This is a genomic window from Neobacillus drentensis (genome assembly GCF_036965245.1).
Lineage (GTDB): Bacteria > Bacillota > Bacilli > Bacillales > Cytobacillaceae > Neobacillus > Neobacillus drentensis_G.
The window spans coordinates 34,382-49,151 of sequence record NZ_JBALPG010000030.1; the positions used below are offsets into that span (position 1 = coordinate 34,382).

The 14,770-nt window shown below is 38.8% G+C and carries 16 protein-coding genes; 12 read left to right on the forward strand and 4 right to left on the reverse strand.

Going from position 1 to position 14,770, the window contains the following annotated elements; genetic code table 11:
• Positions 1-65: 65 nt before the first annotated feature.
• Positions 66-815 carry a protein-glutamine gamma-glutamyltransferase gene (locus tag V7150_RS08430; protein WP_335516172.1) on the reverse strand — a complete coding sequence of 250 codons (750 nt, stop codon included), beginning with the start codon at positions 813-815 and terminating at the stop codon, positions 66-68.
• A 204-nt stretch (positions 816-1,019) separates the two neighbouring features.
• Entirely contained in the window at positions 1,020-2,258 is a 1,239-nt protein-coding gene (locus V7150_RS08435; RefSeq protein ID WP_335516175.1) for an MFS transporter, read from the reverse strand.
• A 319-nt stretch (positions 2,259-2,577) separates the two neighbouring features.
• On the opposite strand from V7150_RS08435, the gene V7150_RS08440 reads away from it, so the two are divergent.
• From V7150_RS08440 to V7150_RS08450, 3 genes are all read left to right on the forward strand, one after another.
• Positions 2,578-2,778: a cold-shock protein gene (locus tag V7150_RS08440; RefSeq protein ID WP_024027764.1), complete on the forward strand. Its 201-nt coding sequence runs from the start codon at positions 2,578-2,580 to the stop codon at positions 2,776-2,778.
• A 290-nt stretch (positions 2,779-3,068) separates the two neighbouring features.
• Positions 3,069-3,890 (forward strand): hypothetical protein, encoded by an 822-nt coding sequence (locus tag V7150_RS08445; RefSeq protein WP_335516184.1) that lies wholly within the window; start codon positions 3,069-3,071, stop codon positions 3,888-3,890.
• A 165-nt stretch (positions 3,891-4,055) separates the two neighbouring features.
• The gene (locus tag V7150_RS08450) at positions 4,056-5,426 is read left to right on the forward strand and encodes an MATE family efflux transporter (RefSeq protein ID WP_335516187.1); all 1,371 of its coding nucleotides are present in this window, start codon (positions 4,056-4,058) and stop codon (positions 5,424-5,426) included.
• Positions 5,427-5,542: 116 nt separating this feature from the next.
• On the opposite strand, the gene V7150_RS08455 is transcribed toward V7150_RS08450, so the two are convergent.
• On the reverse strand, positions 5,543-5,737 hold the full coding sequence (locus tag V7150_RS08455) for a hypothetical protein (protein ID WP_335516189.1): 195 nt from the start codon (positions 5,735-5,737) through the stop codon (positions 5,543-5,545).
• Positions 5,738-5,846: 109 nt separating this feature from the next.
• Positions 5,847-6,113 carry a hypothetical protein gene (locus tag V7150_RS08460; RefSeq protein WP_335516191.1) on the reverse strand — a complete coding sequence of 89 codons (267 nt, stop codon included), beginning with the start codon at positions 6,111-6,113 and terminating at the stop codon, positions 5,847-5,849.
• Positions 6,114-6,369: 256 nt separating this feature from the next.
• On the opposite strand from V7150_RS08460, the gene V7150_RS08465 reads away from it, so the two are divergent.
• From V7150_RS08465 to clpP, 9 genes are all read left to right on the forward strand, one after another.
• Entirely contained in the window at positions 6,370-7,398 is a 1,029-nt protein-coding gene (locus V7150_RS08465; protein ID WP_335516195.1) for a Bug family tripartite tricarboxylate transporter substrate binding protein, read from the forward strand.
• Between the two features lie 60 nt (positions 7,399-7,458).
• The gene (locus V7150_RS08470) at positions 7,459-7,911 is read left to right on the forward strand and encodes a tripartite tricarboxylate transporter TctB family protein (RefSeq protein WP_335516198.1); all 453 of its coding nucleotides are present in this window, start codon (positions 7,459-7,461) and stop codon (positions 7,909-7,911) included.
• Positions 7,912-7,940: 29 nt separating this feature from the next.
• Positions 7,941-9,467, forward strand: coding sequence for a tripartite tricarboxylate transporter permease (locus tag V7150_RS08475; protein WP_335516200.1), 1,527 nt, complete (start codon positions 7,941-7,943; stop codon positions 9,465-9,467).
• 73 nt (positions 9,468-9,540) lie between these two features.
• A complete protein-coding gene (locus tag V7150_RS08480) occupies positions 9,541-11,172 on the forward strand; it encodes a sensor histidine kinase (RefSeq protein WP_335516203.1) in 1,632 nt (543 codons plus the stop codon).
• Entirely contained in the window at positions 11,129-11,863 is a 735-nt protein-coding gene (locus V7150_RS08485; protein WP_335516206.1) for a response regulator, read from the forward strand. The genes V7150_RS08480 and V7150_RS08485 overlap by 44 nt, the downstream gene beginning before the upstream one ends.
• A 176-nt stretch (positions 11,864-12,039) precedes the next feature.
• Positions 12,040-12,651: a TetR/AcrR family transcriptional regulator gene (locus tag V7150_RS08490; RefSeq protein WP_335516209.1), complete on the forward strand. Its 612-nt coding sequence runs from the start codon at positions 12,040-12,042 to the stop codon at positions 12,649-12,651.
• A gap of 187 nt (positions 12,652-12,838) precedes the next feature.
• Positions 12,839-12,979 carry a YrzI family small protein gene (locus tag V7150_RS08495; protein ID WP_335516212.1) on the forward strand — a complete coding sequence of 47 codons (141 nt, stop codon included), beginning with the start codon at positions 12,839-12,841 and terminating at the stop codon, positions 12,977-12,979.
• Between the two features lie 108 nt (positions 12,980-13,087).
• Positions 13,088-13,780, forward strand: coding sequence for a sigma factor-like helix-turn-helix DNA-binding protein (locus tag V7150_RS08500; RefSeq protein ID WP_335516215.1), 693 nt, complete (start codon positions 13,088-13,090; stop codon positions 13,778-13,780).
• 27 nt (positions 13,781-13,807) lie between these two features.
• Positions 13,808-14,389, forward strand: coding sequence for an ATP-dependent Clp endopeptidase proteolytic subunit ClpP (gene clpP / locus V7150_RS08505; RefSeq protein ID WP_335516218.1), 582 nt, complete (start codon positions 13,808-13,810; stop codon positions 14,387-14,389).
• Positions 14,390-14,770 lie beyond the last annotated feature (381 nt).

Consider the following 14,770-nt stretch of genomic DNA (forward strand, 5'->3'; position numbering starts at 1 on the left):
AAAAAAGGTGTCAGGCACCATCCGTGGACATTGTTCACGGATGGGCCTGACACCAATAAGGAGAATTATTGGTTTAATGCAATATTTAAGTAGATTGTTTGATAGTGTGGTCTGGTTATCATCCGCATGAGGTAGGCTGATTGTTTGGCATTCGGCATTCTTTTTTTATTTAGGAAGTTAATAATTTTGCTGGCGCTTTGGATGTCTACCCCATGGCCATAGTATTTGTCGTCGCCAAAATAAATGACATTTTCGGCACGCCAATGCGATTCTTTTGGGTCAAAATCGGGATTGTTGAAATGCAAGACATCTCCTGGTAAATAATCGTCCCCATATTTTTGATTAATCGGCAAATCCTCATCAAATTGCCAATCCATTAAGTAAAGCCGCCCAAAAAGGATATCAAACCTCTCGCTTCCAATCGAATAAAGAGTAGCAATATATAGAACGATTGCGATGGCGGTAGAGCAATCAAATGCGTATAACTTTCCATTTTTAATGATGTCTAGTATGGCAACCGAAGGACGAATATCAGGCTTTAAGAGGAAACCGCCATTTGCTAATCGATCCCAATATTTTATATTGGGAAAGGCGTAGCGAAACGTTGTAAACTTTGCGCCACTTTTGTTTAGTTCTCGTGCCGCCCTCATTATGTTTCTTCGAAAAAAAAGCTCAAATTTTAATTGCGCTATAGTTTGGTATTCATAAGTTGCATGATTTGCAGCCATTTGTTTGACAATCGTTTTCTCTTCGTTATTGGACATGCCTTTATTGAGTTCCTCCGGTTCCACAACCTGATGATTTATTTTTATCATACCAGCCTCCTGGTTTCGATGATATCAACTCCTTTTATAAAAATATGAAACTTTATAAATAATAATTATCATTTCTAGAGATTTTCAGATGCTTCAAAAAACTATTAACACAAGAAAAAGACTTTACTTTCATTGCACCGCAAATAAATAAGTGGACACTGTCCACTCCACACGGACAGTGTCCACGAATGGTGCATGACACCACTAATAGGACGCTTTTTTTCTTGAATAAAACTTGGGTGATTTATTGTTTTTCATAAATTTAACATACATAAGCAAGAAGACGAGGGCGCTTATGAGCCTCAGTATAGAGATTATTCCCATGGATTTTTGGATGCCGGTTACTTCCAAGAGCCATATTCCAATTTGCGGTGCGACAAAAGCGACAAAGGATAAAAGAACATTATACGTTGTAATGCAATAGGTTCTTTTTTCTTTTGGAGATTTCTCTAACAATAGGTTGAACAATAGAAGCGTGGTGCCGGAAACAAAAAAGCCCGATGTCATTTGCACAAAAGTTATATAAACTAGATTAGTAGACAACACTGTTAAAAACGGAGCTGTTGCCATTCCTGCTGCTACCCAAACGAGCATCAACGTGTTTGATTTTTGCTCCGCCCATTTTCTCCATAAAGGGAACGAGAATATTTGCACCAATTGATTGGCAACTGAAAAAATACTAATCCACAAAATCGTAGCATGAGCATATTTCACATGATATATATTGAATAGTCCCCATGCCATTTGCCATGAGAAGTTAAAGCAAAGAGCGGAAATGAGAAACCATTTGTATCCCTTATCCTTAAAAATGGTCCAATCCATCGACGAATTTTTTTGTTCTTTGCTCGTCTTTGGTGCAGCTTTTTCTTTATGCTTCATTAAAAAAAATACTTCTAATACGCCAAAAATAAATGCAATGACAAATAATAACTGATATGCAGCTGCATTTTCAGTCTGTTTTTTCATGACGATCCCGATAATTAAAGTCGTAACCATTCCAACAATCGTTAATAGTCGATTTCGGTCACTGAAAAAAGCCCCTCTACGCTCCTCCCGAATCATCCCGCTAATCAATGTCTGCCAGCCAATGTTGGAAATCGTTCCAGGAACATTCATTAAAGCGACAATAATTAAAAAAGCCCATGCCTGATAAGAAAAATGAATAAAAACCACGCCTGCTAAAAGCAAAAACATGATTCTAGCCCAAAAAACCGACATTGCGACAGTTTTCTTTTGCCGCTCGAGCCGATTTAACAGGATCGCAGCTGGAATCGTCATAACCAGGGCAACCAATGGCGGAAGGGAACTGATCAACCCCACTTGATAATTGGTTGCACCAAGGATGGATATCGCGAAAATCGGGAAAAAGTTACTTGCAAGATTCATAGCAATGGTAGACACCATTCCATGATAGATACTGACTTTTTCATTATATGTGCGCATGTGTCTTCACCATTTCTTAATAAATTCTCTAGTTATTATACAACCAAAAACCATGAATCTACAGGATAATTTTTTCTATTTAAGAACTTCAGAATCTTCGAAAAACTAAACAATCTAATTTCAAATTCCCTATGCTATTTATATTAGAATCGACCGTACAATATATTGGTTTGCTTTATCTAATTATTTCTGTTATAGTTAAGAGGAATTATTTTTGTGAGTCGGCAAGAACGTTAAAGTGAAACTGCTTTCTGTCTTGAAGATTTGAGCAAGGATAGTAACACATTGTGTGCAGAGCACACAGCAGGAGGAAACACACATGGAACAAGGTAAAGTAAAATGGTTTAATGCAGAAAAAGGTTTTGGATTCATCGAACGCGAAGCTGGAGATGACGTATTCGTACACTTCTCAGCAATCCAAGGCGAAGGCTTCAAATCTTTAGACGAAGGCCAAGCAGTTACTTTTGACGTAGAACAAGGTCAACGTGGACCACAAGCTTCTAACGTTCGTAAAGCATAATTTTAACCACATAAATAAAAAAGACTCTCTCGGAGAGTCTTTTTTTTATGCTCAAAAATCTGCTTAACTGATTCGTTTTACAACGCTCCGTCCCATCCAATAAAAAAGTTCAACCAATGAGTTTGAACCATGAATTACTAACGCAATTGCAGGATTCGTTTTTCATGGATAAAAATCAATCCGTCGGAGCTAACTACTGTTATTAGATAGGATTGCTTTGATAAAAATTATCATTCTTTGCATGAGATGATATAATCAAATAAACATACATAGAGGAAGGAAGTGTCGGAATGGTGATCCCAAGGCCTCATTTAGATAAAACTGATTTGACCCAGTATATTCCGCCAAAAGGGGACTTCGAAGTCTTTCGTGATGACGACCATTATAAAGAAAAGCTTAAGGAGTGGGGACTATCGTCCGCTAAAGAAGCGAAACGGGAATTTTGGTATAAGGATCGAATTAATCATCGTCTTGTGACCATCAAAGGTTATGAGGTGTACGGCGGGGGAGTAGAATATAATACCCTTGTGATTGAATTCCAAGACGGCAATCTGAGCTGCATTCACCCAGCCTATTTAAAAGAAATGCAGCAGTCGAGCTTTGGAAAAGAAAGCCTGTTGGCGCTTGAGGATAAAGAGAGTACGTCTGGCATAGTGCAAGCATCAGAAAAGAAAATCGTGCCACCTGAATCTGTACAGGTCGCTCCAAAAGAATCTCCAAAAAAGGAAAAGGCGGCTAAACCTGCTAAGGAAGCGAAGCCAAAGAAAGAGAAGGCACCAAAGCTCGAGCTTCCTGTGGAAAAAGTTCATTTTACAGCGAAAGTTAAACAGTTCGCGCTTGTATACAATCCTTTTAACGAAGAAAACGATGAGGTGGTTGTCTTAGAGAATGTTCAAATTGTCCAGGATAATCCTCTAGACCTTGGGTTGGCCTGGTGCAGCCACAGTAAAACTCTGAAAAAATTCGAATTGGCCGCAGGGGATTTGCTTGAATTTGACGGTAAGGTTGCTGCCAAAAAAATGGGTAAGGGAAAGGACGCACCTGAAGAATTCATGGTAGATACAGCAGTGTTATATAAGATTAATAACCCGTCCAAAATCGTAAAAAAATAGGACTTCCTCGGAGGTCCTATTTATTTTTATGGGATATAAATCTCCAACCGGGTTTGATTGTTACGAAAAGCCTACACACAAGAAGCTTCAAATTTAATTGAGGTATATTATGCGAAAATCGCGTATAATGAAATCTCGGACTTATTTCTCAAGGAGAAAAGAATTATGAATCAAACATTTACAGTCAAGGAAAAAACAAAGCAAATATTTGTCTTGTTAATCCCGATTTTAATCACTCAACTTGGCATGTTTTCGATGGTATTTTTCAATACGATCATGTCAGGTAAATATAATTCCTCCGATTTAGCGGGTGTAGCGATCGGCTCATCGATTTGGAGTCCGATTTTTAACGGAATTAGTGGTATTCTACTTGCAGTCTCGCCGATTGCTGCCCAACGGTTCGGGGAAAAGAAGAGCAACGAGGTTTCTTCTGTTGTGAGGCATGGAATCTACCTCTCCGTTATGATCGCATTCATTGTCATCATTCTTGGATTATTCTTTTTAGATCCGATCTTAGATAAAATGAAGCTGCCTTCTAGTGTTCAGGAAACGGCATTTGATTATTTAGCGGGTCTTAGTTATGGACTTTTACCATTATTCATTTTTAACGTGTTAAGATCTTTTATTTATGCATTAGGAAAAACACGTGTGGTTATGGTTATTATGCTCATGTCATTACCAATCAATTTCTTTTTGAACTATGCGTTCATCTTTGGCAAGTTTGGTTTCCCAGAGCTTGGCGGTGCCGGAGCAGGATATGCCACTTCCATTACGTACTGGGTGATCATGGGGATGACGTTGTTTATCGTAAAAACACAGGATCCATTTTCTTCTTATCCAGTGTTTGCTCAATTGAGGGAATTTTCCTGGGATAAGTGTAAAGAAATTTTAAAAATCGGCATACCAATGGGGCTTTCCACTTTCTTCGAGACAAGTATGTTTGCCGTTGTTACGATCCTGTTGAGTAAGTTTAATGTCACCACGATCGCCGCATATCAATCGGCGTTAAATATCGTTTCATTTTTATACATGATTCCGATTAGTATTTCTACAGCGTTAACCGTTCTGGTTGGTTATGAAGTAGGTGCAAAACGATATAAAGACGCGAAACAGTATAGCTGGTTAGGCGTGTTGCTCGCCATCTTGATAGCCACCGGTACTGGTATGTTAGTCGTCGCATTCCGCTACCAGGTTGCTGGTTTATATTCAAATGAAACAGCCGTCATCAACTTAACAGCAAACTTCTTAATTTTTGCGTTGTTTTTTCAAATATCGGATGCCATCCAGGCAACTGCGCAGGCGGCATTAAGAGGGTATAAGGACGTCAATCTTGCATTTATCATGACTCTGATCGCATATTGGCTAATCTGTTTACCAGTAGGCTATCTGCTGGCCAATTTTACTAGCTTGGCAGCAAGAGGCTACTGGATTGGATTAACAATCGGATTACTAGCAGCAGGAATAGCCCTATCTATCAGACTCATCTACATCCAAAAACGGAAATTCATCAATATACAAGTTAAAGAGGTTGTGTAAGTTAGTAATGGTGTCAGGCACCATTACTAACTTTTGAGTAGTGTAAATTGAATTACGGATATAATTAAGAGAATTAGAGGACTAAATAAAAAAAATGTAATGGTGCCTTACTGCCATTACATTTTTTTTGCTTTATTTTTATGATTTTTGGTGATCCTTCTAATTATGTATATACCTGCAAGCAAAGCTAATAAACTCAATGAATCCCCGAAATTAATGGTCAAACTGAAATGATTGTTTACTCTGACATCATTTTTACTGTCGTTTGAAGTAGAATTAAACCCCAATTCTTGAACCGCTTCTTTTGCCATAAGTTCACCTCTATAGAAAAATTATTCATGACCTCCCGCAAAAAATCCAAACAATTCTACTAAAATACTAAAATAATGACGCCATCCCTTAAAGAATAGCGTCTCGTTGTTAGAATAATTTTTTTTGACCAAACCATTTAGAAAAAAGACTTTGGTTTTTATCCGTGATAATTAGTTCGTCCATTATTAATTTTTCACGATTGTTATGAATCCATTTCTGTAGTTCATGTTTGTCTTTACAATACGTATAATATGTTTCCCCACCTTTTCCAAGTGCGTTGACAACATATCTACAAGTGTTTCCCATATTTTCCACCTTTAAAATAATTTGTATTCTATATGAGATTATATCAGGCTTATAAAAATAGTCCATCATTATTTTTCATCAAAATTCTCCAAATATCTTCATGCGAAAAAAACTCTACTATTTTTAAAAGTACTTTTCAGCGTTGAAAGGAAACCAAGCGCTTTGATATTTGTGGCGAAAAAGTGTCTTTCGCCATGCTCTATGTGCTCCCGTGAACAATATGAACAAAATGGTTAATAAGTTTTTAATGCTGTTTAAATGTATAATCTATGAAATGCGAAAAATTTTTGTAAAATTAAGAAAACGTTTACAAGGGGGAAATAAAATGTTTTCGATCAAAAGAATTTCAGCTCTTATATGTGCAGGTGCATTGGCTTTAAGCTTGGGTGCGTGCAGCAGTAAAGAGACAGGAGGCTCTGGTAAAAAGGAAGAAAGTACAGGCTATCCTAAAAAAGCGATTACAGTAGTCGCTCCATCAGGTGCAGGGGGCGGTTGGGATCTCACAGCACGGTCATTCATAAAAGTACTTGGGGAGACAAAGCTGGTGAAACAGCCATTGACTGTTGAGAATAAGCCTGGCGGGGGCGGTGCAGTGTTTATGGCAGAATACGCCACCCAGCAGGCAGAAAATAACGATATGCTTTTTGTTAATTCACCGCCGATTATTATTAACAACCTGAAAAAAGAAGGAAATAGTCCATATGGTTATAAAAATACGACACCACTCGCTCAGTTAACAAAGGATTTTGGGGCAATTGTCGTTAAAGCAGATTCGAAATATAAAGACCTTAAATCGGTACTGGCAGAAGTGAAGAAAGATCCTAGCAAACTTACATTTGCAGGCGGATCTGCACCGGGGTCAATGGACCACTTAATTTCGATTCTTCCGGCTTATAAATATGGAGTGGATCCAACAAAAATAAAATATGTTTCCTATGATGGCGGCGGGGAAGCCATCACAGCACTGCTTGGCGGCAATGCAGATGTCATTGGTACCGATGCCTCCAGTGTAAAAGAGTTTTTAAAGGCAGGTAAGGTTCGCGTGTTGGCAGTGACGTCAAATGAACGTTTAGCAGGTGATTTTAATGATGTTCCAACTGCCAAAGAACAAGGCGTCGATGCCCAATTCACCATTTGGCGCGGAGTTTTTGGCCCTGAAAAAATGTCTAATGAGGCAAAATCCTATTGGGAAAAAACTATCGATAAGCTTGTGAAATCCCCAGAGTGGAAGAAGGAAGTAGAGACTCAAGGATGGGAATTGGAGTATAAAAACAGTGGCGATTTCAAAAAGTTTTTAGGTGAACAAGATCAACAAGTCCAGCAATTATTATCTGCATTGGGCATGCAAAAGTAATAGGTGTGGGAAGGAGTTTACTTTCTCCTTTCCCTATTTTTTTAAGGAGTGGAAATATAAATGGATATTAAATTCGATCGAATAGCATCAATAGCTTTTTTAGCGGTAGGAGTGCTGTTTATTATTGGGAGCAAGCATTTAGCCAGTTCATCATATGGAAGTGTTGTCGGACCCGATATCTTTCCATTCATTCTTGGAATTTTACTAGTTCTATTAAGTATCCGTTTGTTTTATGAAACGTTCATTAGCGGTGGTGAGCAGGGGAAGAAAGAACCAATGCAGTACAAACCCTTCCTAATCATCCTAGCCGCCACATTAGTTTATATTTTAACGTTAGAATCGGTAGGGTATGTGATTACAACCTTTTTATTTTTATTTGTTTGCTTTCAAACAATGGAACGTTCAAAGTGGATTTCATCTTTGATTATCTCGGCGGCTTTTTCAGGAATCGTATATTTTATATTCGTAGAGCTGTTAAAAGGTACGCTTCCAGGTTGGCCAATCTGGTTTTAACCACTAACTGAAGGAAGGAGGAAATTTACATGAGTACACTTGAATATTTATTTCACGGATTTGGAACGGCACTTATTTGGTATAATCTCATTTTTGCTTTTGTTGGAGTGTTAATAGGGACTGCAGTCGGCGTTTTGCCGGGGATTGGTCCAATGAGTGGTGTGGCCTTGCTTATTCCTGTAACGGCCTCAATTACTGGCGGGCTTCCGCCGGAACAAGCCGCAACTAGCGCGATTATTCTTCTTGCTGGGGTTTATTATGGAGCGATGTATGGAGGATCTACCACTTCGATACTATTAAATACACCGGGGGAATCCTCCTCTGTGGTCACAACATTGGACGGCTACCAGATGGCAAAGAAAGGGAGGGCCGGAAGCGCTCTATCGATTGCTGCAATCGGCTCATTTGTAGCTGGGATTGTGACACTTATTGCCCTAATTGCCTTAGCGAAGCCATTATCAAATGTAGCCCTTAAATTTGGCCCGGCAGAATATTTTTCCTTAATGCTTTTGGGGCTTGGAGCTGTCAGCGGATTAGCGGGAAAGTCCGTTACAAAGGCGTTAATAATGACGGTTTGCGGGCTATTACTTGGAACCATTGGCATCGACAGTGTCTCGGGTATTGCTCGATTTACCTTCGATGTCCCATGGCTTTTCCAAGGGATTGAGTTTTTAACGATCGCCGTTGGGCTGTTTGCGCTTGGAGAGGTGTTCAAGACCATTTTAGAAAAAGAAGAGGAAGGGGTTGAAATAGCGAGAATAAATAATTTGCTTCCCTCTAAGGAAGAATTTAAAGAATCCGCAGGACCGATTGCCCGTGGTTCCATCTTAGGTTTCTTTGTCGGGATCTTACCGGGGGCGGGCGCGACGCTTGCATCCTTTTTTTCTTATATTCTTGAAAAAAAGGTTTCCAAAAACCCTGCGAAATTTGGAACAGGTGCAATTGCGGGAGTAGCGGCACCCGAATCAGCTAATAATGCGGCGTCTGGTGGTGCTATGATACCATTATTAACATTGGGTATACCTGGTTCAGGTACCACAGCGATCCTAATGGGAGCCCTGATGATGTATAATGTGCAGCCGGGTCCGTTATTATTTGAAGACCATCCGCAGGTTGCTTGGGGTCTGATTGCTAGTATGTTTATCGGGAACATTATGCTATTAATCTTGAATCTGCCGCTTGTAAAAGTATTTGCAAAAATAATACAAACGCCAAAGAAATATTTGATCCCTATGATCATCGCCATCTCCATCTTTGGTGTCTATGCAGTACAGGTATCAACGAATGATCTCTTGCTTTTATTGGTATGCGGTGTCCTAGGCTACTTCTTTAATAAACATGATTATCCAATTGCCCCGATCGTTCTTGGACTTGTTCTTGGGCCAATGATTGAGAACAACCTAAGAAGGGCATTGACCATATCGAATGGAGATTACAGTGTGTTTTTCACACGTCCAATTTCTTTAGTCTTTCTCCTTATCACGGTCCTTTGGCTGGTTGTACCATTCATGATGAAAAGAAGAGGGAAAGAAGTCATCATTAATGTAGAGGGATAGGATTCAGAAGATTATGAAAAAACTCCTTTTTAATAGGAGTTTTTTTTATTATGATAAAGATAGAGGTGTTTACATGCGTTTACATACGAAATTAATGCTTGGAATCTCCATACTCATCATTGTGCTCGGAACCATTATTGAATTTACCTTTAAAAATATCATGGAAACCAACTTAAAACATGAAATAGGTTTGAAAGCGTTGTCTGTTGCCCAATCTATCTCCAATATGCCGGAGATTCAATCTGCTTTTAAAACAGAAAATCCCGCCTCTATTATCCAGCCCATTGCGGAAAAAATTCGCAGGGAGGTCGATGCAGAATTTATCGTCATTGGAAACCGAAATGAAATCCGATACTCGCACCCGAATCCCAAGCGCCTAGGGCAGAAAATGGTTGGGGGAGATAATGGCCATGTCTTTAAAGGGAAATCTGTAATCTCGGAGTCCACAGGAACACTAGGGCCTTCCCTAAGGGGAAAAGCACCGGTTTTCAGCGGTGAAAAGGTAATAGGTGTCGTTTCTGTCGGATACCTCCAAACTGATATAGAAAAAGAAGTTTCCAAAATACAGAAAAAGATTCTTGTAGCTACATTCATTATTTTAATCGGAGGGTTGCTCGCCGCACTATTAATCTCGTTAAATATCAAAAGGGCGATTTTCGGTCTTGAACCGAAAGAAATTGCTTGGATGTACCAGGAGAAACATGCGATTCTTGAGTCTATTCATGAAGGGATCATCGCGATAGATACAGACGGGCGGATAACGGTTGTGAATGAAACAGCACATACCATTTTAAAGGTACCGTTAAATACCTTGCTTCGCGGAAAAAGAATTGAAGAAATGATAGAAAATACTCATCTTCTCGAGGTGGTTCGAACAGGACAGGCCGAATATGATCAGGAAATTTTGATCTCAGGGGAAGTTTATTTAGCTAATCGTATTCCAATTTTTAATGATAAGGAGGAAGTGATAGGAGCTGTAGCGAGTTTTCGGAATAAGTCTGAGCTTGCCAAACTGCTAAAGGAATTATCCCATATTAAAACTTATGCGGAGGGCCTGCGTGCCCAAACCCACGAATATTCCAATCGGCTATATACCCTTCTAGGTTTAATACAACTCGGTTCCTATAAAGAAGCGATTGATTTTATCTCAAAGGAAGTAGATGTTGCCCAAGGGTTGGTTCAATTTTTAATGAAGGAAGTACCAGACCCGATTATTGCTGCATTTATCTTAGGAAAGGCTAGTTTAGCTAGTGAATTGAAAATTCATTTTTCCATAGATCGAGAAAGCAGCTTTAAAGATTTACCTGCTGAAATAAGCAGGGACTCGTTAATAACGATTATTGGAAACCTTGTTAATAATGGATTTGAAGCGGTGAGAGAGTGTGATAATGAAGAAAAAAGAGTTGTCCTGTTTCTTACCGACCTTGGTAAAGAACTGATTATTGAGGTAGAGGATAATGGAAATGGAATTGCAGTTAGTACGAACGATCAGATTTTTAAAGAGGGCTTTACAACTAAAAGTAAAAGTAGTAATGCAGGAATAGGTTTAAGTCTTGTTAAAAAAGCAATTGATGACTTTTGCGGCTCAATCACATTTTCATCAAACGTTGGGGAAGGCACAATTTTTACCGTGGCAATACCAAAAGAAAGGGGGGTTATGAATGAACGTGAACCGAGAGATCGAAGTGTTAATTGTGGAGGATGACTTAAGGATTGCGGAAATACAGAAGAGGTTTATTGAGCAGATTGAAGGCTTTCAAACCGTTGGAATTGCAGCCAGTTATGTAGAAGCAAAGACTTTAATTGAGATATTGCAGCCGGATTTGCTCTTATTGGATGTTTATTTTCCGGATATGGATGGACTGGATTTATTGAAAGAAACAAAACAGCAGATGAAACAAATGGATGTAATCATGATTACGGCGACAAAAGAAATTCATAAGGTTCAGGAAGCTATTAAGATAGGTGTATTTGATTATATTATTAAACCTGTGGTTTTTGAACGCTTCAAACAATCGCTACTCAGGTATTTGGAATACCATACAAAGCTTGTGCAATTAGGTGAAGAACATCAGCTTATTGACCAGCAGCAAGTGGACAAGCTGCTGCGTAAAGAGATTGATGGAGCCGGAAACGACAAGATTTACCTACCTAAAGGAATCGATCCGCGTACACTTGAAAAGGTCCTGGAGGTTTTAGGAAAAGGTGAAAGCGGGCAAACAGCAGAACTTATCGCCAAAGAAATCGGTGTCAGCCGAACAACCGCAAGACGCTATTTAGAACATCTCGTCTCCGAAGAAAAAATAGAAGCCGACCTGGCATATGGAACAGTAGGACGCCCTGAACGGGTTTACATGGTTAATACCTCAAAACTAGGACATGGTTTAACACGATAGCAGAAGCATTGCATTACCCTAACTATAATTAGGAGAATATAATATTATTATGTAAACTGAGATCAAACAAAAACCTTTATCCTTACCATTTTTGCTTTGGTGTAGAAGATTGATATATGTTTTAATTATACTAAGACTATTAACCAAATTACTATACATATAAATGGAGGTAAAAAATGCCGCCAATCGTTTCAGAATCATATAAAGAAAAGAAAAAGAAGGAGATCCTTTCAAGTGCACTTGCATGTTTCGCCAAGAAAGGATTTCAAGCCGCGACCATTGATGACATTGTTGAGCTTTCAGGGATTAGCAAAGGGGCAATTTATAATTATTTTAAAAGTAAAGATGAAATATATTTAGAATTAATGATCAACGATACACAGGAAACATATGAAATATTAACGAAAGACCTGTCAGCATACAAAAGTGCAATTGAAAAAATGAATTATTTGTTTAATGTGTATTTATCATTGGACGTGTCGAGCACAGATTGGCAGGGCAAAACAATCGTGCACAATGAATTTAAACTGTATGCAGCCAGAAATAAGGAATTAATGGAGAGATTATCAGCAAGGAGAAATCATTTCTTTATCCAACTATTTACAGGAATCATAAAAGAAGGGCAGGAATCAGGGGAGTTCAAGCATGATCTTAATCCAGAGATGATGGCAAACCTTTTTTGGTCGATGATTGATGGAGTTTTCTTTCAAACAATTTATAACGATTATCCCTATAAAGAAGTCTTAAGTGAGATGAAGCAGCTATTTTTGGAAAAAGTGAAAGTGTAGATGGGTAAGAAGGCAGGTAAAAACAGACCTGCCTTTTTTGATTTCGCTTTTACTAAGAATTGGTTTAACTTTCCTAAAAATGGAAAAGCAACCTTTTATTATTGACAATTTTTAGGGCTAGAAAATATAATAAAATAAACCGACTAGTCGTTTTAATTGGTTGCCTTTTAAAAAAGGAGGGAAGGATATGACCATCAATATTTTATTCTTTACAATCTCAATCAAAAAACGGAAGATTAGTCTTGAAGAAGCCATAAAGGAAGATATGGTTAATAAGCTTTATGACCAAAATAAAGAAAAGCAAATATCAATTCATCGTTTCATGTGATAAATTTTTCAACCAGCATATAATATTTAAAAAAAAGATAATGACCCCGTATCTTTTCATTACTGTTGAAACGTTATTAGGGTAGAGAGTGCCAAAGGAGTGAAAGTGATGTCACGAAAACTTAGCCATTATAGCGGAGAAAGTTCACAGCAGGATGATCGGTTGTGGATTGAATATTATCCAAAACTACAGCGATATTGCCGTTTTCTAGCGCAAAACTCTTGGGATGGAGACGATATCGCACAGGAGACTTATCTGAAGGCATTAAAATATCACCAGCAGCAAATGAGTTCTGCTTTGTTAAATAAAATCGCCTATCATCATTGGGTGGATCAGCTGCGAAAAAGAAAAAATGAGACGATGGAAGCTGATTTTGACCATCCGATTCATGAATTAACAAATCAACTTGATGACATGACACATGCAGTTGACCTATTGCTGAAGCAATTTACCCCAAAGCAAGCCGTTATCTTTATGCTAAAAGAGGCGTTTCAATATCAGTTAAAGGAAATAGCGGATTTGTTAAACACCACTGAAATGGCTGTGAAAGCTAGTCTTCATCGGGTGAAAAAGCGTCTTGAAAAAGAGGATCAATCCTTTTCAGCCGAGTCCTTTTGGGATGTAGAAGAAAGGGAACAGCTGTCGGACATTTTTTATGATGCCTTGAAAAATCAAGACCCAACCGACCTGATTGAATTCATTCCTACCATAACAAGCATGAACGAAGTGCCAAAGATAAACTCGAAATTGCAACCAATTAAAACCTTTTCTCCTTCAAGCACTCTCTGTATGGCGGCATAGCCAAAAAATGCTTCAAGGAGGATTTAGATGAGTACCATTCCATATGTAATTGAACAATCTAACCGTGGTGAACGTTCCTACGATATTTATTCACGCCTGCTAAAGGACAGAATTATTATCATCGGGGAAGAAATAAATGACCATACCGCCAATAGTGTGGTAGCCCAATTATTATTTTTAGCCGCAGACGCTCCTGATAAAGAAATTTCTCTCTATATTAATAGCCCAGGTGGATCAACCTCAGCAGGATTTGCCATTTTCGATACAATGCAATACATTAAGCCGGATATTCGAACGATTTGCACCGGGATGGCTGCCTCATTCGGGGCGATGTTACTGTTGGCGGGGACAAAGGGAAAACGCTACGCCCTGCCAAATAGCGAAATTATGATTCATCAGCCATTGGGTGGCGCGAGAGGGCAGGCAACAGAAATCGAAATTTCCGCCCGCAGAATCTTAAAGCTTAAAGAACATATAAATCAAATCATTTCCGAGCGATCCGGTCAGCCTGTTGATAAGGTTGCAAAAGATACGGATCGGGATTACTTCATGAGCGCTGCGGAAGCGAAAGAGTACGGGATCATCGATGAGATTCTTTATCCAAAATGAATCTAAAACGCTAATGTAAAATTGCCAAAGAAAGCAATGCGAGTCAACTTAAATCGCATTGCTTTTTTTTTGTATTTAACGAAAATAGAATTTCCTCACGGTAAATGAAAGGGAGTTATGACAATAAGAGGGATTTTTTTTATAAAGGATCACAATCTCTGTTCGATTTTCTCTTTGTTATAAAAGTGGATTTTTACCACTTTTTGTAATGCTACGTCCGAATGGGACCTGGATTCAGACAGGATTATGCTTTATTTGCCTTGCCTTGTACGAATGGGACCTGGATTCAGACAGGATTATGCTTTTTTTGCCTTGCCTTGTCCGAATGAGACCTGTATTCAGACAGGATCAAGCTTTTTTTGCCTTGCCTTGTCCGAATGA